General features: G+C 68.7%; 19 protein-coding genes. 13 read left to right on the top strand and 6 right to left on the bottom strand.

Going from position 1 to position 20,407, the window contains the following annotated elements; translation table 11 throughout:
• Positions 1-142: 142 nt before the first annotated feature.
• Positions 143-676, top strand: coding sequence for a hypothetical protein (locus AP234_RS34180; protein WP_160330369.1), 534 nt, complete (start codon positions 143-145; stop codon positions 674-676).
• A gap of 185 nt (positions 677-861) precedes the next feature.
• Here the strand turns inward: AP234_RS34180 and AP234_RS37025 are convergent, their stop codons facing one another.
• Positions 862-1,698 carry a hypothetical protein gene (locus AP234_RS37025; protein WP_055477932.1) on the bottom strand — a complete coding sequence of 279 codons (837 nt, stop codon included), beginning with the start codon at positions 1,696-1,698 and terminating at the stop codon, positions 862-864.
• Positions 1,699-1,710: 12 nt separating this feature from the next.
• On the opposite strand from AP234_RS37025, the gene AP234_RS03035 reads away from it, so the two are divergent.
• On the top strand, positions 1,711-2,172 hold the full coding sequence (locus AP234_RS03035) for an HNH endonuclease signature motif containing protein (RefSeq protein WP_268778010.1): 462 nt from the start codon (positions 1,711-1,713) through the stop codon (positions 2,170-2,172).
• A 185-nt stretch (positions 2,173-2,357) separates the two neighbouring features.
• Here the strand turns inward: AP234_RS03035 and AP234_RS03030 are convergent, their stop codons facing one another.
• Entirely contained in the window at positions 2,358-3,020 is a 663-nt protein-coding gene (locus AP234_RS03030) for a response regulator (RefSeq protein WP_055477930.1), read from the bottom strand.
• Positions 3,017-4,291, bottom strand: coding sequence for a sensor histidine kinase (locus tag AP234_RS03025; RefSeq protein WP_063842741.1), 1,275 nt, complete (start codon positions 4,289-4,291; stop codon positions 3,017-3,019). The genes AP234_RS03030 and AP234_RS03025 overlap by 4 nt, the downstream gene beginning before the upstream one ends.
• Before the next feature lie 675 nt (positions 4,292-4,966).
• Here AP234_RS03025 and AP234_RS39095 point away from each other — a divergent pair.
• Together AP234_RS39095 and AP234_RS03020 are read left to right on the top strand one after the other, a co-directional pair.
• Positions 4,967-5,095: a hypothetical protein gene (locus tag AP234_RS39095; protein ID WP_268777999.1), complete on the top strand. Its 129-nt coding sequence runs from the start codon at positions 4,967-4,969 to the stop codon at positions 5,093-5,095.
• Positions 5,096-5,436: 341 nt separating this feature from the next.
• The gene (locus tag AP234_RS03020; RefSeq protein WP_063842773.1) at positions 5,437-7,224 is read left to right on the top strand and encodes a gamma-glutamyltransferase family protein; all 1,788 of its coding nucleotides are present in this window, start codon (positions 5,437-5,439) and stop codon (positions 7,222-7,224) included.
• 229 nt (positions 7,225-7,453) lie between these two features.
• On the opposite strand, the gene AP234_RS37610 is transcribed toward AP234_RS03020, so the two are convergent.
• Entirely contained in the window at positions 7,454-7,627 is a 174-nt protein-coding gene (locus tag AP234_RS37610; protein ID WP_162842181.1) for a hypothetical protein, read from the bottom strand.
• A gap of 98 nt (positions 7,628-7,725) precedes the next feature.
• On the opposite strand from AP234_RS37610, the gene AP234_RS03015 reads away from it, so the two are divergent.
• Both AP234_RS03015 and AP234_RS03010 read left to right on the top strand, forming a co-directional pair.
• Positions 7,726-8,601 carry an SURF1 family protein gene (locus tag AP234_RS03015; protein WP_063842740.1) on the top strand — a complete coding sequence of 292 codons (876 nt, stop codon included), beginning with the start codon at positions 7,726-7,728 and terminating at the stop codon, positions 8,599-8,601.
• Positions 8,602-8,632: 31 nt separating this feature from the next.
• Complete coding sequence (locus AP234_RS03010; RefSeq protein WP_055477929.1) at positions 8,633-8,944, top strand: DUF3817 domain-containing protein; 312 nt, start codon at positions 8,633-8,635, stop codon at positions 8,942-8,944.
• A 64-nt stretch (positions 8,945-9,008) separates the two neighbouring features.
• On the opposite strand, the gene AP234_RS03005 is transcribed toward AP234_RS03010, so the two are convergent.
• Both AP234_RS03005 and AP234_RS03000 read right to left on the bottom strand, forming a co-directional pair.
• Positions 9,009-9,203, bottom strand: a complete 195-nt coding sequence (locus AP234_RS03005) for a hypothetical protein (protein ID WP_055477928.1) — start codon at positions 9,201-9,203, stop codon at positions 9,009-9,011.
• A gap of 193 nt (positions 9,204-9,396) precedes the next feature.
• Complete coding sequence (locus AP234_RS03000; RefSeq protein WP_055477927.1) at positions 9,397-9,993, bottom strand: hemerythrin domain-containing protein; 597 nt, start codon at positions 9,991-9,993, stop codon at positions 9,397-9,399.
• Positions 9,994-10,174: 181 nt separating this feature from the next.
• Here AP234_RS03000 and AP234_RS02995 point away from each other — a divergent pair, with 181 nt between their 5' ends.
• The 7 genes from AP234_RS02995 to AP234_RS02970 all read left to right on the top strand — a co-directional run bounded on the left by AP234_RS02995 (position 10,175) and on the right by AP234_RS02970 (position 20,137).
• A complete protein-coding gene (locus AP234_RS02995) occupies positions 10,175-10,864 on the top strand; it encodes a response regulator (RefSeq protein ID WP_055477926.1) in 690 nt (229 codons plus the stop codon).
• A 15-nt stretch (positions 10,865-10,879) separates the two neighbouring features.
• A complete protein-coding gene (locus tag AP234_RS34565) occupies positions 10,880-14,119 on the top strand; it encodes a DUF4153 domain-containing protein (RefSeq protein WP_083501776.1) in 3,240 nt (1,079 codons plus the stop codon).
• A 104-nt stretch (positions 14,120-14,223) separates the two neighbouring features.
• The gene (locus AP234_RS02985; protein WP_055477925.1) at positions 14,224-15,585 is read left to right on the top strand and encodes an alanine racemase; all 1,362 of its coding nucleotides are present in this window, start codon (positions 14,224-14,226) and stop codon (positions 15,583-15,585) included.
• 30 nt (positions 15,586-15,615) lie between these two features.
• Entirely contained in the window at positions 15,616-16,833 is a 1,218-nt protein-coding gene (locus AP234_RS02980; RefSeq protein WP_055477924.1) for a hypothetical protein, read from the top strand.
• Complete coding sequence (locus tag AP234_RS02975; protein WP_268777998.1) at positions 16,830-17,186, top strand: DUF6247 family protein; 357 nt, start codon at positions 16,830-16,832, stop codon at positions 17,184-17,186. The genes AP234_RS02980 and AP234_RS02975 overlap by 4 nt, the downstream gene beginning before the upstream one ends.
• A gap of 112 nt (positions 17,187-17,298) precedes the next feature.
• A complete protein-coding gene (locus tag AP234_RS37020; protein ID WP_160330368.1) occupies positions 17,299-17,448 on the top strand; it encodes a hypothetical protein in 150 nt (49 codons plus the stop codon).
• 706 nt (positions 17,449-18,154) lie between these two features.
• Entirely contained in the window at positions 18,155-20,137 is a 1,983-nt protein-coding gene (locus AP234_RS02970) for a hypothetical protein (protein WP_055477922.1), read from the top strand.
• Positions 20,138-20,407: the final 270 nt, after the last annotated feature.

Genomic DNA, 20,407 nt, shown 5'->3' with positions numbered 1-20,407 from the left:
GATTCCGGTCCCGACCCCGATTCCGGTCCCGGACCCGATTCCGGTCCCGGACCCGATTCCGGTCCCGACCCCGATTCCGGTCCCGACCCCGATTCCGGTCCCGGACCCGAGTCCGGTCCCGGCCCTAATTCCGGTCCTGATCTTGATGCTGTTCCCGTTCCCGATCGTGGCCTCGATTCCGGCCCGGACGTCGGTCCCGATTCCGGGCCTGGCCCTTCTTTCGGGCCTGACACCGGTCCCGGCCCTGACGCTGGTCCCGGTCCCGACTGTGGTCCTAGTCCTGGTGCCGGTGCCGGTGCCGGTCGTGGCCCTGTTTCCGGACCTGATCGCGGTCCTGGCGCTGATTCTGGTGCTGATGCCGGTCCTGGTGCTTGTCCTGATTCCTGCTCCGATTCCGGTGCTGGTCCCGGTGCTGGTGCCGGTGCTGGTGCTGGCGGTGATCGCCTTCCCGGTCCTGGTCCTGGTGCCGGCGATGAGCGTCATGGTGATGGTGGGGACGGTATGGGGGGCGGCCTTGACGGTGATGGCGCTGATCGTGACGGTCGCGATGGCAGCAGCGGTCACGGCCGGGGCGCGCTGGGCAGGGCCGGACTCACCGCGGGGGCCGATCCGGCCGGGGAGGAGCCGGCGCGGGCGGGCCGGGGGTGGGCGCTCGGTGAGATCCGTGTCGGGGTGATGACTCTGCTGGGGCGTGATGAGCATCCCGCTCACGTGCCCGGCTGGGGGTTTGTGCATGCGGACCTGGCCCGTTGGATCGTGGCCCGGATGCTGCCGGGGGAGTGGCGGTTTGCCGTGTGCGGTGACGACGGCCGGCTGTTGCATGCCGGGATCACCCGCCACCGCGCGCGACCGGTCACCTCCTCAGCGGGTCAGGCCCGCCCGGCAGCAGACGCCCGCCCGGCCGATGATGTGCCCCCGGCCCGTGACAGGCGCCGGGGTGGGATCGTCGAACTGCAGATCTCCTGGACGCACCTGTACGAACTGACGGGCCGGCCCGCCGGCGCGGGCGACTGGTCGAACCTTCTGGCCGATCTGCTCCGGCAGACCCGCCGCCACCTGGACCACGATGGACACGACCACGGCGCGGTCCTCACACCCGCCGGTGATCACGGCGGGCATCCTGGCTCCGCTCCCGCCCCCGCCTCTGGCCCCGGCCCCGATTCCAAGCCCGGTCTCGATTCCAAGCCCGATCCCGATCGCTGTGGGGATCATGGTTCGTGTCCTGAATCCGAGCGTGACGGCGGTCCCGATCCCAATCCCGGTCCCGGTCCTGGTCTTGACCGTGACCGCGATCGTGGCCTTGATCCTGGGAATGACCATGATCGTGGCTGTGGCTGTGGCTGTGGCTGTGGCTGTGGCTGTGGCTGTGGCGGTGGTCCCGATCATGGAGATGGCTGCGGGCTTGACGGTGGGGAAGCCACTGAGGGTGATCTCGATCGCGATGAGATCACTCATGGTGATCCACGACGTGGTGATCCAGGACGGGGCGAGGCCGGTCGTGGTGCTCCAGATCGTGGTGGGGCTGGTCGTGGTGCTCCAGATCGTGGTGGGGCTGGTCGTGGTGATCCAGATCGTGGTGGGGCCGGTCGTGGTGCTCCAGAGCACGGTGGGGATGGTCGCGGTGGGGATGGTCGCGGTGATCCGGATGGTGGGACCGGTCGCCGGAGGGCTGATGCCGTCTTGCGGCGTTATGTCCAAATCCGTGGCCGCGTGTGTTCTTGGCCCGGCTGCCGCGTGCCCGCCACCAAGACCGACCAGGACCATATCGTCGACTGGTCCTTGGCCGGCCCCACCTGTGCGGACAATCTGGAGTTGGCCTGCCGGCACGACCATCGCGCCAAGCATGAGGGCGGCTGGCGGGTGACCAGGCCCGAGCCGGGTCTCACCGTCTGGACCAGCCCGCTCGGGCACGTCTACCCGGTCCGGCTCCCTCCGATCATGGTCCCCCTGCCCGATCCGCAGCCGCGAAACTGGCCCAAGGCGCCACCCGACCGCCTGCCTCAGGACACCGAGCCGATCATGGCCGATGAAACCCCGGCCGAAGGCCTGACGGTAAGACCGGGATCGGTGGGTCGAGAATCACCGGGGCATGGCTCTCTGGAAAGCGAAGCTTCCGACGCCCTCGGCCCCAAGTCCTTTCTCTATCCTGACCACGACATCCCTCCCTTCTGACCGTCTTGCGGCGGTTCTTCCGGCAGGTCTCTTGTCGGTTCTTCCGTCGGTCTTCCATTGGTCTTCCGCCGGTTGTTCGTCGGCTTTTCAGTGCAGCCATTCAGCACGGGATTTTCCTGTGCCGGGTGTCCTGTCGGGCACGAGGTGCGTGCTCAGATACCGGGACTAGAGCGGTCGGGTATCAATCAGAGCCAGCCGGGCCTGACCAGGCCGGATTCGTAGGCGATGACGACGAGCTGGGCACGGTCGCGGGCCTGGAGTTTCATCATCGTGCGGCTCACGTGGGTCTTGGCCGTCGCAGGCGACATGTGGAGCTCGGCGGCGATCTCATCGTTGGTCATGCCGCCGCCCACGAGCGTGAGAACCTCGCGCTCCCGTTCGGTCAGCAGATCGAGGCAGGGGGCGATCCCGGGCTCCTTGGCCTTGGCGGCGTACTCGGCGATCAGCCGGCGCGTGACGCTGGGGGACAGCAGGGCGTCGCCCGAGGCCACTACGCGGACCGCCTGGATCAGTTCGGCGGGTTCAGTGTCCTTGACAAGAAAGCCGCTCGCGCCGCCACGCAGGGCCTCGAAGACGTACTCGTCCAGCTCGAACGTGGTGAGCATGATTATCTTCGTGTCGGCGGCCCGGGGATCCTCGCCGATCCGGCGGGTGGCGGTCAGGCCGTCCATGCCCGGCATACGGATGTCCATCAGCACGACATCGGGGTTGAGCTCCCGGACCAGTCGTACGGCTTCCGCGCCTTCGCCGGCTTCGGCGACCACTGTCATTCCGTCCTGGGCGTCCAGCAGGGCACGGAAACCGGCTCGTACAAGTGCTTGATCGTCGGCTAGCAGAATTGTGATCAATTGTGCTCCTTGACTGACTCCACCTGATCGGCGGCTCCTGCCGGGGTATCGGATGCCGGGGTATCGGATGCCGGGGTACCGGATGCTGGAGTGTCAGAGGCTGGAATACCGGCCGGCGGAACGGGGGAGGTGGGAGCACCGGAGGCAGGTGAGAGCGTGAGGTCTGAGAGGGGGAGGACGGCGATCACGCGGAAGCCGCCATCAGGTCGGGGGCCGGCTGAGAGCGATCCGCCCAGGGCGGCGGCTCGCTCGCGCATCCCGGGGATGCCGTTGCCCCCGCCGGTGGCCGTGGCGTCGGGATCCTTGGCCGTGGCGTCGGAATCCCGGCCGGTGCCGTCGTCATCGATGATGACGGTCAGTTCGCGGGAGCCGTACGTCACCTGGATGTCCACGGCCGAGCCAGGGACATGCCGGGTCACATTGGTCAGCGACTCCTGCACGATCCGATAACCGGCCCGATCGATCCCGGTGGGTAGCGGCCTGGCGTCTCCGACCACCTTCAGCGTCACGTCGAGGCCGCTGCGCTCTATGAGCTCCCGCAGGCGGCTCATCCCCGCCGTGGGGGAGCGTGGCGCGCCGTCCCGCAGCAGGCCGATCACCCCGCGCATCTCGGTGAGCACGTCTTTGGACGCCTGTTTGATCGTGGCCAGAGCCGTACGCGCCTGCTCGGGATGGTCATCGAGGAGGTGCAGCGCGGTGGACGCCTGGACGTGGATCAGCGAGATGTTGTGTGCGAGCACGTCGTGTAGCTCTCGGGCCATGCTCAGCCGTTCCTCGCTGGCCTGCCGCCTGGTCTCCTCCTCCGCCACTCGCTTCCGCTCGGCAAGGCGTTCGCGTCTGCTGCGGGTGAACTCGGCGATCGTCAATGTGAGGAGTAGATATGCCGCGACCGCGCTGTGGTGGAAGAGCCCAAGGGGTTCGGGGATGAGCCAGGTGGCGTACACGACCACGAACAGGAAGAAGCCCGCCGAGATGAGCCATGCCGCCAGCCGCTGTCCGTAGAGGATCGCACTGAAGATCATGATCACTGGACTGATGAACACCGGCCCGTAGGAACCCCCCAACACGAGATATGTGGAGGTCGCCGCCATCGTGGCGAGCAGCCCGGACGCCGGGAAACGGCGGCGCACCGCGATCGCGAGCGGTCCCACCAGCAGCAGTGCGTAACCACGCCAGTCCAGCGGCAGGCGGCCCAGGTCTGGGGCCTCGAGTTGGTTGGGTTGGGCACTCCTCGAGCCGACGACCTGGAACACGCCGATGACGGCCGACAAAGCCAGATCTTTCACACTAAATCGGGCGGAACGGGAGTGCACACCCGCACGCTAGGCCATCGCGCCATGTCATGGCATCCGCCGAGGGTGGCACGACCCGGTACGCCGCCAGGAGTATGGCGGGTCGGCAGCCGAGCCTGCATCGGAACCGGCATCGGAATCGGCATCGGAGTTGACATGTCGGGGCATGGCCGTCGATCTCCGCATGTGGCCGTCGGGCCAGGACGAGGTCCTGGCCTCTGGGACAAGGTCATGGGCCGGAACAAGGTTGTGACCCCGAGAACAAGTTGTGACCCCGAGAACAAGATTGTGGCCCCGGGGCAAGGCTGTGCTTCCTGGACCAAGGGTGTGCTTCCTGGACCAAGGGTGTGCTTCCTAAACCAAGGCTGTGCTTCCTAAACCAAGGCTGTGCTTCCTGGACCAAGGCTGTGGGCGCCGAGCAGGGTTATGGGCCCCGAGCAGGGTTGTTGGTCTACGAGCAGGGCTGTGGCTCCGGGAAAGGTCGGCCGCGGAGTAAGGCTGTGAGGTCGGGAGGCGCTCGGCGCGAAGTGTGAACGCGCAAGCCGGAATCCTCAGCCGCCATACTCAGAGATTTCCGTACAGATCATGACATTGTGAGTCATGCTGAAGTAATCAATGTTGTGATGGGGGTGGAGTCGCAGTGCAAGTGGAGCCGTGGCGGAGGCGGACAGCTTGATGGAGGTGGACGTCGTGATGGAGGCGGACGCTGCGGAGATCGGTGCTGGGGCGGCGAACGTTGTGGGGGCGGATCTGGAAGCGGATGCTCTGGAGGTCGTTGCATGAGAAGTGCCGTGGTCGCGTCGCTGGGGTTGGTCACACTCGTCGGCCCGATGGCCCCGCCGGCATCGCTTTCGCCGGCGCCGGTCTCATCGGCACCGGTTGAGTCCGCACCGGTTGAGTCGGCACTGGTCGAGCTGGCACTGGTCGAGCCGGCATTGCCTCAGTCTGCGCTGGTTCCCCCGGGACAGGTCTCGTCGGCGGAGGCAGTGGAGGCAGAGGAGGCAGAGGAGGCGGTCGAGGCGAGGGAAGCGGCGGAGGTCCCGGCGGCCTGGGCCCCGCGTGGGCCGTACGGCACGGAACCGGCAGGGGCGTGGGCTCAGCGGAGGCCGGATCTCAAGAAGCCGGTGGCGGAGGGCTACGGCGGTGCGGTGGCGACCGTGGACCTGGACGCCAGCAGGGCGGCGCTGAAGGTGCTCGGTCAGGGCGGCAACGCGATGGACGCCGCCGTGGCCGCGGCGGCGACGCTCGGCGTGACCGAGGCGTACTCGGCAGGTCTCGCGGGCGGCGGCTTCATCGTCTACTACGACGCCCGCACTCGGAGGGTCGCCACGATCGACGGCAGGGAGACCGCGCCGCGGGCGATGACCGCCACGACGTTCGAGGGCATCCCGTTCGACGAGGCGGTGACCAGTGGCCTGTCCGTCGGGGTGCCGGGCAGCGTCGCGCAGTGGGATCTCGCGCTGCGCCGGTTCGGCACGATGCCGCTCCGGAGGGCCCTGCGCCCGGCGATCGAGACGGCCGAGAGGGGCTTCGTCGTCGACCAGACATTCCATGACCAGACCGCGCAGAACGCGGACCGTTTCAAGGACTTCACCTCGACCGCCGCCCTGTTCCTGCCGGGCGGCCGTCCACCGGCCGTCGGGTCGGTCTTCCGCAATCCCGACCTCGCCAGGACGTACCGCGAACTGGGCCGGCGCGGGCCGGGCTGGCTGTACGGCGGAGCACTCGGCAGGGAGATCGTGACCGCGGTCAGGCGGCCGCCGGTGACTCCGGGCTCCACCCGGCTCGTCCGCCCGGGTCTGATGGAGACGGCCGACCTGGCGGCCTACCGCGCGATCGAGCGGCCGCCCACGAAGGTCACCTACAGGGGCCTCGACGTGTACGGCATGGCTCCGCCGTCATCGGGCGGATCGACGGTCGGGGAGGCGCTGAACATCCTGGCGGCGCTGCCGGACGTCGAGCCCAAGAGCCAGGAGTCGCAGGTCCAGGGGCTGCACCGATACCTGGAGGCGTCGCGGCTCGCGTTCGCCGACCGCAACGCGTTCGTGGGTGATCCGGCCCATGTGGACGTGCCGCTGGACGGGCTGCTGTCCGACGTCTACGGCAAGGAACGCGCCTGCCTGATCGGGCCGGTCGCGATGCCGCATCCGGCCGCGCCGGGTTCTCCCGGCTCGTTCGGCTCCTTCACCGCCTGCCCTGTGTTCCCGACTGCCATGTCCCCGAGTGCCACGCCGCCGTCTCCCGTACAGACGCCTCCCGTACAGTCGTCTCCCGCGCAATCCCAGGGCTCCTCATCCAGCGAGGGGAAGTCCGGTGAGGAGAAGGCGGAGGGGCCCGAGACGACCCATCTCGTGGTCGCCGACAGATGGGGCAACGTCGCGGCGTACAACATCACGATCGAGCAGACGGGTGGCAGCGGCATCGTGGTGCCCGGCCGCGGGTTCCTGCTCAACAACGAGCTGACCGACTTCACATTCGGTCCCGCGCCCGGCGACCCCAACCTGCCCGCGCCGGGCAAGCGTCCCCGCTCGTCGATGGCGCCCACGATCGTGCTCAAGGACGGCAGGCCGCTGCTGGCGGTCGGCTCGCCCGGCGGTGCGACGATCATCACGACCGTGCTCCAGATCCTGGTCAACCGGTTCGACTTCGGCATGTCGCTGCCCCAGGCGATCGCGGCTCCCCGCGCCTCTCAGCGCAACACCGCCACCACGCAGGCCGAGCCCGCGTTCGCCGAGACGTACGGCGCGGCGCTCACCGCTCTGGGTCACACCCTCGCCCCGGTCCCAGGCCCGCCCGCCGGGGAGATCGGCGCGGCGACCGGGCTGGAGTTCCTCGGCGGCGGGAAGATCCAGGCGGTGGCCGAGCCCTCCCGGCGCGGGGGCGGCAGCGCTCTCGTGCTCAGGACGCGCTGAGGACCGCCGACAGTGCTTGGATCCACCGACGGGCCTCGAGAACCCACCGACACGACAGGCCCACGGATCCGCCGACGGGCATTGGGGCCGTCGACACACTCGCAGGCGCCGAGGGGCACTGAAGTCGAGGGGCGAGTCGGCGGGCACCGAGACCGTCTGAGGGTACGGCAAAGCCGCCGACGGGTGCGGTCGTCGGCGGCCGGTCCCCGGCGGTCGGTGCGGCTGGAGATCAGCTGAGCAGGAGGTACACCACCACGGCGAGCACCACCAGGAGCAGCACACCGCCGGCGATCCATATCGGCAACCGGGACGGCTGCTCCCGCGCGGCCGCCGCGTCCTGCTGCTGTGCGAAGGCGCGGAACGCCTGAGTGTTGCCGGCCGGGTCAATGTGAGGGTCGGACATGGGCGCAACTCTAGCGACACCCGGAAGCCCGACGAAGCGATTTGTCGGATTTTCCGCCGTGTGCGGGACCGATGCCATCGGCGGATAGCGTGTTATCCATGTTGCGTACCCTGCTCGCTCCCCGGCTGGTGGCCCTGCACCTGCTGGTGATCGGGGTGCTCGTGTCCTTCACCATGCTCGGGCGCTGGCAGCTCGGCGTCTTCGAGGCATCGGGCAAACCCATACTCGCCGCGGATCCGGCGCCGGTCGCCGTCACCGAGTTGACCCAGGCGGGCCGGCACATCCCGGCGGATGCGGTGGGCAGGCAGGTCACCGCCACCGGCACCTACGACGCGTCCGGCCAACTCCTGGTGGCCGACCGGATGGCCGACGTTTCGGCCCCCGGGGGACGGGCGGCCAAGGGCCGGGGGTTCTGGCTGCTCACCCCGCTGCGGCTGGCGGACGGCACGCTCGTCGCCGTGGTACGCGGCTGGGTCTCCTCGCCCGAGGACCCGGCGGTCGCCGTACCGGCGGGCACCGTCACGGTCAGCGGTCGGCTCCGCCCGGCCGAGCCGACCAACGCCGTGCAGCGATCGTCGCAGACGCTGCCCGCGGGGCAGGTGGCCACCGTGTCCACCGGGGAACTCATCAACGTGTGGACCGACGCTCCGCTGCGCGACGGCTTCGTCGTCGCGACAGCACAGGAGCCGGCCTCCCAGGCCAAGCACGTCGTCGTGCAGCCGCCGACCGAGGGCGTGGGGCTCACCTGGCGCAATCTCGCCTACGCGGTCCAATGGTGGGTCTTCGCGCTCTTCGCGGTCTACATGTGGTTCCACTTCGTGCGCGACGACGTACGCGCCGCCCGTGCGGCACGTACCGGCACCGCCCAGGAGACGCCGGAGACATCGGTCACACCGGAGACGCCGGCGACATCCGGGGAACGGGCGACACCGGCGGCGCCGGGGGGACCGGCTGACGGTGCGGATATCGTGTGATGAACGACTTCCAGCAGAGGTAAATGATCAAGTGGCTTCCGCGCTCAAGTTCTACCGTGTGATGGCGTACATCGTCGGCGTGATGCTGCTCGCGCTCTGTGTGGCGATGGTCGCGAAGTACGGATTCGACAGCCCCACCGCGGTGATGATCGTGGGCCAGGCCCACGGCTTCCTGTACATGGTCTATCTGGTGGCCGCGTTCAACCTCGGGCTCAAGGCTCGGTGGGGCTTCGGCTACCTGCTGCTCGTGCTGCTCTCGGGGACGATCCCGTTCCTGTCGTTCGTCATGGAGCGGAAGGCCACCGACCGCGTCCGCAAGCAGCTCGCGGCCGCGGCGGTGTAGCGGCCTTCAGCCGCCGGCGTTCAACGGCCGTCCTTCAGCGCCGTCCTACGACGGCTGATCTCCTTCAGCCGCCGATCTGGCGGCGACGGATGCGGCGAAGCCGCTTGCGCTGCGACTCGTCGAGCATGAAGTACGCGACGACCGGAGCGCCCAGCACGCCGAGCACGATCAGCCAGGTCAGGAGCGAGGGGATCGGCAGGAGGATGGCGAGCACGGCCACAATTCCCGCACCCACGTAGTACTTTCCGAGTGGCGACATCGTCCGGCCTTTCGTGTTCTCTGCTGCGTCGCCAGGAGAACGTACGGACCCGTCGCCGAGTTCCTAGGGCGTGTCCGGCACCGTACGGCAGCCGTACGGCGCTGCCTCGGGAACCCTCATCCGGCACCCCTCGGGCACGGCCTGCGACCCCCCGGCCGGGCCGCGGCCGTGCCGCGTGGATGTCGCACGTTTTTCAGCCTTCGCCGGACTCGGACTTGCCCATCGCCTTGCGGATCACGTCGCGTGCCCGGTCCATCATGGCGAGCGGCGGCCCGAGCAGGATGTTCCCGGTCGCGGACTCGGGGCCGCCCGGGTGCGGGTGAGTGGGTGCCATCGCCTCGGCGGCCTTGACCCCCACGGCCATCGCCTTACGCTCGGCCTCACTGGTCGCCGCCTTCAACTCGGCGAACTCATAGCGTTCCTCGGCGGCGGCGTGGGCGAACACGGCGGCCCGGAGCCGCTCCAGTTCCTGGGTGAACTGGGGCGTCGTCACGTCCATGTCGTCGAGGCGGCTGAGCATCTCCTTCGCCTCTTCTTCCTCCTGCAGTCGACTGTCGACGATCGCGTCGCCGCCGACCAGCTTGCGCCGCGCATAGGGATGGACGATCTCCTCCTCGGCCGTCTCGTGAACGGCGAGCAGGCGGACGAGTCGGCTGAACGCCTCCTTCCGCTCTTCTCCCCGGCACCTGTCGACCTCGTCGAACAGATCCCTGATGAGGGAATGCTGCCGGAGCAGAAGATCGATGACGTCGTTCTCCCGCATCGTTTCCGGCCTGGTCTGGCGGTCCATTGGGCGCCTCCTCCCTGGTCGTGTTCGGGGTCTCCGGTCATATTCGGGCTACCCCTAACCAGGGACCGAAACGCCCACCCACAGCTGCGGATTTCGTAGGATCGGCCCCCTCTGACGGGATGCACCAGATCTTCACATAACGACGCGACGGGTCTGCACAAGGCCGTCCTACGATTCCGGCATGGTCACTCCCCAGCAGCGCCGAGTCCTCGTGGTCGAGGACGACGAGACGATCGCCAGAGCCGTACGGGAGCGCCTGGTGGCCGAGGGTTTCGAGGTGCTGGTCGCGAACGACGGAGCGGGGGCGCTCGCGACCTATGCCGAGGCCGATCCCGATGTCGTGATCCTCGACCGGCTGCTGCCCGGCCTGGACGGGCTGGAGGTCTGCCGCCGGATGCAGGCCGCCCGCCCGGTCCCGGTGCTCATGCTGACCGCCCTCGGTGAGGAGACCGATGTGCTCGTCGGCCTGGGGGTGGGGGCCGACGACTACATCACCAAGCCGTTCAGCATGCGCGAACTCGTGGCGCGCATCCGCGCGCTGCTGCGGCGGGTGGAGCGGGCCGGCCTGCTGGCCAGGGGAGACGGGGTGATCCGTGTCGGCGCCGTTGAGATCAACACGGCGGAGCGGCGGGTCTTCGTGCACGGCGTCGAGGCGCAGCTCACGCGGACCGAGTTCGACCTGCTCCGGCGGATGGCGGAGCGCCCGGGCCAGGTGTTCGAGCGGGAACGGCTGCTGTCCGACATCTGGGGCTTCTCCGAGGCGGCCGCGACGAGGACCGTCGACAGCCATGTCCGCGCCCTGCGTCGCAAGCTCGGCCCCGAGGTCGTCCGTACGGTGCACGGTGTCGGGTACGCGCTCGCCCGCACGTGAGCGGGGGTGCGGGCGATGAGGCCGCTGGATTTCCTCGGCCGGATCAAGGTCAAGCTCGGCATCGTCATCGTGCTCGCCGTGGTGACGGCGTTCGTGGTGAACGAGGTCGGCATCGATTACGGCCTGTCGCGGGACGTCAGGATCGCCATCGCGGTGGTGCTCGCACTGATCATGGTGCAGTTGCTCGCCCGGGGGATGACCAGACCGCTGCGCGAGATGGCCGCCGCCACGCAGACGATCGCCAAGGGCAGGTACGGCATGCGCGTGTCGGCGACGTCCAGGGACGAGGTGGGGGAACTGGCCCGCGCGTTCAACGCGATGGCCGCGGACCTCGGCGAGGTCGACCGGCAGCGGCGTGAGCTGGTCGCCAACGTCAGCCATGAGCTGCGGACCCCGATCACCGGCCTGCAGGCGGTGCTGGAGAACGTCGTGGACGGCGTCTCACCGCCCGATATGGACACGCTCGGTACGGCGCTGGCCCAGACGCAGCGGCTCGGCCGCCTCGTGACCCAACTGCTGGACCTGTCGCGGCTCGACTCCGGCGCCCGGCTGATCGAGCCCGAGCCGATCGACCTCGCGTCGCTGTGCCGTCAGGCCACCTTGGAGGCGGGATTCGGCCGGGACGAGGTCACGGTGGTGAGCGAGGTCCGGCCGGGGCTGACCGTGCGCGCCGACCCCGACCTGCTCGCGCAGGTCCTCGCCAACCTGCTCGACAACGCCGTACGGCACAGCCCGGCGGAGGGGATGGTGCGGCTGGAGGCGCGTCTCACCGGGCCGGGACTGGAGATCGCCGTGACCGACACGGGTCCGGGCATCCCGCCCGAGGACCGGACCCGGATCTTCGAGCGTTTCTCCCGGCTCGACTCGGGCCGGGCGGCCGACTCGGGCGGCGCCGGTCTCGGGCTCGCCATCGCCAAGGAGATCGTCGAACTGCACGGCGGCTCGATCACGGCAGCCGATCCGGTGGCGGCCGGCCGTCGGAGACCGCGGGGTTGCCGGATGGTCGTCACGCTTCCGGCCGGGTCGGTGGTGCTCGGCGGGGCGCCCGTACCGGACCGCGTGAGCGAGCCCGTCCCCGCTGCCGCCGTCCCGGGACCCGTGAGCGGGTTCGAAACCGGGCCCGCCGCCCATGTGGAAGAGCCAGGGACATCCGACCCCGACTCGGCCGAGGCGTCCGCGCCCACTCCCGACGGGTTCGAGGCGGGCCGGTTCGAGTTCCAAGGGGCGATCGGCGCTGCGGAGCGGCGTCGAGCGGCGGCGGTGACGGCGAGGGCGGCGCTCGGCGCGGGGATCGGCATGTTCGTCGGCTTCGGCATCGGGCTGTTCACCGCGCTCTTCCTGCAGCTCTTCCTGGGCGGAGTGGCCGGACCCATCGCGATGTTGCTGCTGTCCTGCGCCGGTGCCGTGATCGGAGCGGCCACGGGCTCGTCGTCCGGAGCGAAGCAGCGTCCCGCCCCTGCCTACCGCCCTGCCTCCGCTTCCACAGGCCACCCCCTTTCCACGGGCCGCTCCGTTTCCACGGGCCGCTCCGTTTCCACGGGCCGCTCCGTTTCCACGGGCCGCTCCGTTTCCACAGGCCACCCCGTTTCCACAGGCCACCCCGTTTCCACGGGCCGCTCCGCATCAACAGGCCGCTCCGTCTCTCGCCACGACCCGGGCGGGAGATCCGTCGACACGACCGACACGAGAGGGGATCGCCGGCTCATGCATCCCATGCAGCCCGCACAGCCCATGCAACCCGCACAGCCTGTTCAGCACGTGCAAGTCGCCTACGTTCCGCCGCCGCTGTTCCCCAGGCCGGAGCTGCCGGACGCGCCGAGGGGGTTGCTCCCCGTCGCGGCCGTGGTCGGTCTCGTGGCCGCGGTGGCCGTGCCGTACGCCCCGCTGGGGCTGGGGTTGGTGCTGACGGCGGTCGTCCTGGGCGGGGCCGCGCTCCCGATCGTGCTACGCCGTCGGCGGGAGCGCCTCACGCCGTGGACGGTCGCCTTCGGCCTGCTGGCGTACGCCCTGGTGGCGGTGGCGCTGTTCCGCGACGCCGACTGGCTGGTCGGGCCGATGCTGCTCGCCGGGTTCGGCGTCGCGGCGCTCGCGCTGTCGGGCGGTGGGGCGAACTGGCTGGGTGTGATCAAGGGGGGTCTGTCGGTCGTCGTCGCGCTGTTCCCGCTGCCGTGGTTCCTGTCGGGGCCGACCCGGCGGCTGCTGCGCCACCGGAGGATGCTGCCGGTGGTGGTGAGCGTGATCGTCACCGTGGTCCTGCTCGGCGTTTTCGGGCTGCTGTTCATGTCGGCCGACGCGGTGTTCTCGGCCTTCGTGTCCGACCTGCTCAGGACTCCCGAGTGGGCGGAGAGCCTGCCTTTCCGTGCCTTCGTGTTCGTGGTCTTCGCGGCTCTCGCAGCGGCGGCCGTCCTGGTGGCGCTCCGACCGATCGCCGAGCCGGACGGCCCCGACCTGAAGATCTCCGTCGGCAGGACGCTGTGGATGATCCCGCTGGTCGGGCTCAACCTGCTGTTCGCCTCGTTCGTGACCGTGCAGGTCGCCGTGTTGTTCGGGGGCAACAGGCGGGTGCTGTCGACGGCCGGCCTGACCTATGCGGAGTACGCCAGGTCGGGTTTCTTCGAACTCGTCACGGTCAGCGTCTTCGTGCTGGGCATCGTGGCCGCCGCGGCCCTGCTGCTCCGGCTGGGCGGCAGAGGGGACCGGTGGACCCTCGCCGTGCTGCTCGGGCTGCTGTGCGCGTTCACGCTGGTCATCCTGGCCTCCGCGGTGCACCGCCTCGACCTCTACATCGACGCCTACGGACTGTCCCGGCTCCGGGCGCTGGTGTGGGCCACGATCTGGTGGCTCGCCGCGGTGTTCGTGCTCGTCCTGGTCGCGGGTGCGGTACGGCTGTCGCGGCGCGGCGCGGGCTGGTTCCCCCGGAGCCTGGTGCTGCTCACCGGGGCCGCGATGCTCTTCTTCGCGATCTGGAATCCGGATGCGAGGGTGGCCGAGAGCCAGTTGGTCGTACGCGGCGTCGACCGCCTGGATCACCGTTACCTGGGCGACCTGGGGGCCGAGGCCGTACCGGCCCTGGACAGGCTGCCCGAGCCGCATCGAAGCTGCGTGCTGCGCGAGGTCGTCGCCGGCAACGGCCTGTCTCATCCGGACCCGTGGAACGGCTGGAACCTCGCCCGTGAACAGGCGCGTGACGTGCTCGAACGGCGCCCGCTGCGCCCTGCCGCCACCTCCGAAGGCGTCGCCTGCCCCGACCGCTGATCCGGCGATCACATGGGTCCGGTCTCATAATGGTCCTGCCCGATACGGCATGGCTTGACCGGTCCAGTACGATCCAGCGAGGTGGCCGTGTCGGCCTGCCGCCTATGAGGGACGACGATGAGGGGGACGAGGTGAGTTTCGCGGGCCGCCTCGAGCACCCCGAAATCGTCATCGACTGGAGCACCCGCGGCTTTCTGCGGCCCGATGACGCGGCCACCGCGGCGGAGTTCGCCGCCGCGGAACCCTCGCTGTTCGGCGGCGCGTTCACCTGGCCGGTCATGGTGGCCAAGAGGCCGGCGCTGGAGCACAACCTCGCCGCGCTGGCCCGGTTCGCCGCGGAGCACGGCCTCGCTCTCGCCCCGCACGGCAAGACCACGATGTCGCCCGAGCTCTTCCGGGCCCAACTCGACGCCGGCGCGTGGGGGATCACCGCGGCGACGGCCGCACAGGTGCTGGCCTGCCGGAGGTTCGGCGTGCCGCGGGTGCTGCTCGCCAACGAGATCTACGACGTGGCGGCGCTGCGTCTGCTGGCCCGGGAGATCGAGCACTTCGAGTTCCTCTGCTACGTGGACTCCGTCGAAGGCGTGCGCATCCTCGACGAGGCCGCCGGCGCCGTGCCGTTCCGGGTGCTCGTCGAGCTCGGCCACGAGGACGGCCGGACGGGCTGCCGAGGCATCGCCGCGCTGCTGGAGGTGGCTGAGGCCGTGCGCGACGCCCGTGGAGTCGAGCTCGCCGGGGTCGCCTGCTACGAGGGCACCCAGCCGGGGGCGGACGGCGTGCGCGCCTTCCTGCGGGAGTTCCGCCAGGCCGCCGAGGCGGTGGCGCCGTACGTGACGGGCCGGATGGTGGTCTCGGCGGGGGGAAGCTCCTGGTTCGACCTCGTCGCCGCCGAGCTGACCCCGCTGACCCGGCCGCTGGCCGAGTCGGGGCTGGACGCGCTCGCCATCCTCAGAAGCGGCGCCTACATCGCCCACGACGACGGCTTCTACCGGGAGCACACGCCGTACAACCGGATCGGGTCGGCCACCGGAGCGGAGCCCGGGTTGCGGCCCGCGCTGGAGGTGTGGGCGCAGGTGCTCTCGGTGCCCGAACCGGGCCTGGCGTTCGTCGGGGTGGGCAAGCGGGACGTTCCCTACGATCTGGACCTTCCGGTCGCCCGTGCCGTACGGCGCGGCCCGGCCTGGCCGGATTCGGGCGGGCCGGATTCCGTCGAGCCTGATTCCAGCGGGCCTGATTCTGTTGGGCCTGATTCCCTTGGGCCGGAGCCGGATTCGCTGAAGGTCGTCAAGGTCTGGGACCAGCACGCCCAGGTGGTGTGGGACGGCGAGGGCGGGGAGGGGCTGCGGCCGGGGGATCTGATCGGCTTCGGCGTGTCGCATCCGTGCACCGCGTTCGACAAGTGGCGGGTCATCCCGGTGGTCGACGACGATTACGTCGTGGTCGACGTGATCTCCACATACTTCTGATCCTCCGAGCCTTCCCGAGGAGCGGTGAGCATGGACGGCGCGTTGTACGCCTTCGTCGAGGACTTCCAAGGCGAGGGCGTGGACCAGGTCCTGGACCGCGTCGTCGCGTACGGCCTGCGGGGGGTGACCGTGGCGGCGGCCTCCCGGCAGGCGCGGGACGTCACCCCGCACGGGGCGTCCCGGCTCACGCTGCGCCGGGACGGGGTGCACTTCCCTCCGCCTGAGGACGTGTTCGCCGGGCTGCGGCTCGTCCCGCCCGTTCAACCGGGAGCCGGGGACCGGCCGCTCGCCGAACTGCGCCGGGCCTGCGACGATCGTGGGCTCAAGCTGAACGGCTGGACGGTGTTCCTGCACAACGCCACGCTGGGCCTGGCCGATCTCGACGTCACCGTGCGCAACTGCTTCGGCGACCGGGGTTCGCCGGCCGACCTGTGCCCCTCCCATCCCGACGTCCGGGCGTACGCCGTCGCGCTCGCCCGCGCGGTGGCCCGCCAAGGGGTGGACTCGGTCGTGGCCGAGGCGCTGCACTTCGGCACGTTCTCGCGCGGATGTCAGCACGAGCGCTGCTTCGTCGATCTCGGCCCGATGGACGCGTTCCTGTTCGGCCTGTGCTTCTGCCACCACTGCATGCGCCGGGCGACCGATCTCGGCGTGAAGGCCGAGGTGGCCAGGGAGGAATGCGGCAGGATCGTCGCCGGCGTGCTGGACGGAGACCCTCCGGCCGAGGGCGAGGTCACCCGGGCCGCCCTCACGGCGTACGCCGGTCCGGAGGTCGTGGCCTACGCCAGGGCGCGATCGGAGAGCGTCACGTCACTGGTCGCCGAGGTGTCAGCGGCGGTGACCGCCGAGGGCGCCGAGCTGACGTTCCTGGACGCCACCGGGGCCTGGAAGGGATATGCCGACGGGCTGCCCCCGGCCGGGCTCGCCGCCCACGACGCCTGGCAGCTCGGGGTGGACCTGGTGGCCCTGGGCGACCTCGTGCCGTCGTTCGCCATGCCCGCCTACGCGAGGGACCCGCAGCGGGTGGCCGAGGACCTCGCGGCCTACCGCCGGTCGATCGGCAAGAACCCGGAGCTGCGCGCGGTGCTGCGTCCCGGTGTCCCGGACACCGACTCTGCGGAACAACTGGACGCCAAGGTCCGGGCGGCCGAGGAGGCGGGAGCCGACGCCGTCGACTTCTACGCGTACGGCCTGGCCCCCCTCAGCGCACTCGACCGCATCCGTTGCGTGGGGTGCGATAGAACGTGATTCCACACAGCGGCGGGCGCACGCCACAGCAGATTCGCGCAGCGCTGCGAAACGATCGCAGCCCGCGTGCCATCCGCGATGCGCTTCCCATGGAGGATCTCGAAGCATTCGACCAGCAGTATCGCGAGGCCCTGCGGACGGCAGCGGACGATCTAGACCTGACGCCCCTGCACAAGTGCGTGGAGAGCTGGTGGCGGCGTGCGGTTCTCAGAGCCGATCCCGTCGCCTACCGGCACATGCTTGAACAAGCTGAGGAGATCCAGCGCCGGGCGGTGCTGGGCGAACCTACCGGAGGGGACACCTGGGACGAGGCCGAGGCTCGGCTTCGTCGCAGAATCGCGGCGGGACATTAGCGGCGGGACATTAGGTGTACGCCGTCGATCTCGACCCCTTGGCCCGGCAGCAGGCCGAGTCCTTCCGACAGAGGCGATCAACCCTTTCCTCGAGTTGCGGACCGCGCTTGAGATGGAACCGTGGAACGGTGAGCCGCTTAATCCAGACAGTCCGAAAGCCAACATCCTCACGCAGGCATTTGGCGGATTCGGGCTGGCCGTGTACCTCGTCCTCGACGAACACCGTCTCGTGCATATCCTCCGGATCGAGTGGCTCGGCTGACCGCAATCGGCGCGTGGACGAAAGCGTCAACGCGAGTTGCTGGGCTGTTGAACGAGAACCAGAACTGGCGTAGGCACCGTATCTCAGCTCGGGTAGGACCCGCCTGACCCTCTTGGGCGGCGAGATGCTCGGCGAGCGCCGATGAAAGAAATACCAGCGAGAGTCTCCGATGCTGGAGAGCTCTGCGGAAAGTAGGCGCAACCGCGTCTCCGGCGGCTCATGCAGGTACTCCTCCAGAGACTCGACGATCAAGCGCCAGCGCGTCTCCTCGTCTGTCGCGTCTCCTCGTCTGTGTGGTGAGCAAGCCCAGCAGGCCGCCCTGATCCTGCCGATCGTGGTCTACAGCGTTCAGGCAGGGCGGCTCGTCGACTTGCCACGCCAGGGGCAGCGTCAATGGCCAGGACGCGGTCACTCTTGACCTTCGCTACGTTCGCCCTCGCGTCCCTCCCGTCCTTCGCGCCCGAGCATCGAATTGGACAAGCGTGCTGATAGTTCCCAGCGGTCGCTAATTCGATATCCGGTAATTTCTCTTTTCACAGTGAGTAACCATGGTCTATCTGACTATGTCTGCTTAGCCTTGATGGGGGCGTCGATCGCATCGCTGGGGGAATCGTCGTGCCGTCACCCAAGACGATCCGGTGCAAAGCAGGCATACGACCGTACTCGCTCGCACGCCGCATGGTGCCGTACGCCGAGGAGGGATGTCGTGGACGATTTCGTCGGAGTCAATCCCGCCAACCTTGAGGAACTGACAAAGCGCCTGCATCGGCTGCACGAGGTGCTGTCGCGCAATGGACCGCTGATCCGGCAGACGATGCAGCAGTGGGGCAGCGAGGTCGGCTTCGCCCCGCTGACCCGGCTGACCGAAGCGGCGATGGACGACGCCCGAGACATGAGGGCGCGTACGGCACGGGCGCGTGACCTGGCCAACCAGAAAGGCTGGGATCCGGCGACGCTCAGACCCCAGGGGGAGTGGGTGCTCACCGGTCTGCCGCCGAGATATCTGGATCTCGACTGGGCCGCCACCGGGCAGAGCGGCACCCAGGCCGTACAGGACGTGCAGGCGCTGAACGACGTCCTCGACGCCGCCTCCGACGGGTCGGAGAAGGCGCGTCCCGGCGTGGCCCAACCGTCCCAATCCGCGCGATTAACACAGTTGGCGCAGCGCATCACCGAACACCTCGGCGACAAGGACTATCTCGCGACCTTCTGGGCGGAGGGTGGCGCGGCGGCACTCAGGGCCGCTTCCACCCTGTACGAGGGCCCCGGGGGCTCGTTGCCCAGCGCGGACAGCGTGAACCTCCTACAGGCGCTGGGCGCCTCACTCGCCGCGGCGAGCCGGATGCGGACGGGCACCGGCAAGGACAGCGGGCCAGTGCTGTCCGCGCAGACCAGGGCGGCGATCACCAAGAACTCCGACCCCTGGTCGACCGGCATGCTCTTCAAGTACGGCCCCGACGGCAAGTCCTGGGACCATCGGCTCCTCGCCGAGGTCACCCGTTCCATGCTCGATGCCCGCGCGGCCGGTAAGACACAGGTCGGGCCGGCCGACAGAGCCCTGCCCGTTCACAGCGGCGATCAGCAGGCCCTCGCCGACTTCGATCCCGTGGTGGCCGTGCTCGACCGTGCCGCCGAGAACGGTGTGGCGGCCCGGCATGTGCTCGGCGACCAGGCCAGTGGGTTGAAGTACGCCAAGATGCTGGTGAGCGACGACTGGCGCACGCTGGGATATGACGGCTACAGCACGGACACGCCCCGCAGGGGGCCCCTCCAGGTCGATATGAGCGCACACCCCGCCGGCTTTATCAAGGCGGCCGTGTCTGCCGAACGAGGCGCCACCGAGGACGCCAAGGAATCGGCCTGGTCGGTGGTCAACATCGTGCAGGCCACCGCCGAGTTCGCCAAGCTCCATCCCGGCGAAGTCCTTCCCCACCCGATCCGCCAATCCCTCATCCACGCCGCCGACCGCTACCTCCCCGACCTCGCCGCATCTGTTGAGGGTTACGGGAACAAAGTTCTCCCGCTTAACGATCAGCCAGATGCTCCATGGGCCGCCTACGTCAACCACACCAAGTTGAAAGCGTTCCTCAAGCAGGCTCTGCACGACCCGAAGGACCTCGGCTCCTTCCAGGGAAAGATGGAGGCCAGGATCAGCGCCAGCGTGGCCGCGTCAATCCGTAATCCCGGGCAGAACTATTTACGGCAAATGGGCGGTCTCAACGGTATGATCGCGACAGTCGAGAAAGACCTGAATTTCGAGGGTGCCCAGCTTAGGGACCAGAAGGCACAGCGACTAAAAACGTTATTGTCAATCGTGTCCGGCGGTTACGGCGCGTTGAGCTTCTCGGACGCATTCGGCAAGGGAACCACTTCCCAGGTCTTCGTCGCTATGGCACAGCCACCCGCAAACGACTCCATAAGCACCGATAATGCTGTAAATGCTCTCAAGGTCGGCGAGGACGAGTTCCGGGAGACCCTCCTAAACGTCAAGATACCCGTCATTCAAGGACTGGTGGGTGCTGGAGTCGTCAAACTCCCTCCGGATACAGCTTGGTACAAAGACGGAGCCATCATCCCTGATGCCGAGCTGACCAACTGGTACAACGCCCATGAGAGAGTCGTGTACGGTGACCGCAGACTTGGAGAGTGGGTAGCAGACGCCAGGCATGCTATGGAGGTGCAGCGATGAGTGGACGAACCATGGTTTTAACTTCCATGTTCACTCTACTTATCACTCTAGGGGTAGCGGCTTGCAATGGAGACTCCCGCGATAAAATCCAAATCGACCCTGCGGATCTACACGGAGCCGCCATGCAGAAGGCGGTCCAATGCCTAATAGATCACGATGTCATTCCAGAAAGTGAGCTACGAAAGGCAAAATGGCTAAAGGGAGATAGGGTCATCCTCAACGCAGAGTTCACCAACTGGTATACGACGCATGATAATGTTAATTACAAGG

The sequence above is a fragment of the Sphaerimonospora mesophila genome, assembly GCF_001417795.1.
Taxonomy (GTDB): Bacteria; Actinomycetota; Actinomycetes; order Streptosporangiales; family Streptosporangiaceae; genus Sphaerimonospora; species Sphaerimonospora mesophila.
The sequence above is the reverse complement of the archived record's forward strand: the minus strand, read 5'-3'. Positions and strand labels throughout refer to the sequence as shown.

Coding starts and splice junctions, on each gene's coding strand:
- AP234_RS03000 (WP_055477927.1), bottom strand. CDS start 9,993: ATGGACCGCCAGACCAGGCCGGAAACGATGCGGGAGAACGACGTCATC.
- AP234_RS37020 (WP_160330368.1), top strand. CDS start 17,299: ATGGAACCGTGGAACGGTGAGCCGCTTAATCCAGACAGTCCGAAAGCC.
- AP234_RS02980 (WP_055477924.1), top strand. CDS start 15,616: ATGGACGGCGCGTTGTACGCCTTCGTCGAGGACTTCCAAGGCGAGGGC.
- AP234_RS03015 (WP_063842740.1), top strand. CDS start 7,726: ATGTTGCGTACCCTGCTCGCTCCCCGGCTGGTGGCCCTGCACCTGCTG.
- AP234_RS37610 (WP_162842181.1), bottom strand. CDS start 7,627: ATGTCCGACCCTCACATTGACCCGGCCGGCAACACTCAGGCGTTCCGC.
- AP234_RS02995 (WP_055477926.1), top strand. CDS start 10,175: ATGGTCACTCCCCAGCAGCGCCGAGTCCTCGTGGTCGAGGACGACGAG.
- AP234_RS02985 (WP_055477925.1), top strand. CDS start 14,224: ATGAGGGACGACGATGAGGGGGACGAGGTGAGTTTCGCGGGCCGCCTC.
- AP234_RS34565 (WP_083501776.1), top strand. CDS start 10,880: ATGAGGCCGCTGGATTTCCTCGGCCGGATCAAGGTCAAGCTCGGCATC.
- AP234_RS03005 (WP_055477928.1), bottom strand. CDS start 9,203: ATGTCGCCACTCGGAAAGTACTACGTGGGTGCGGGAATTGTGGCCGTG.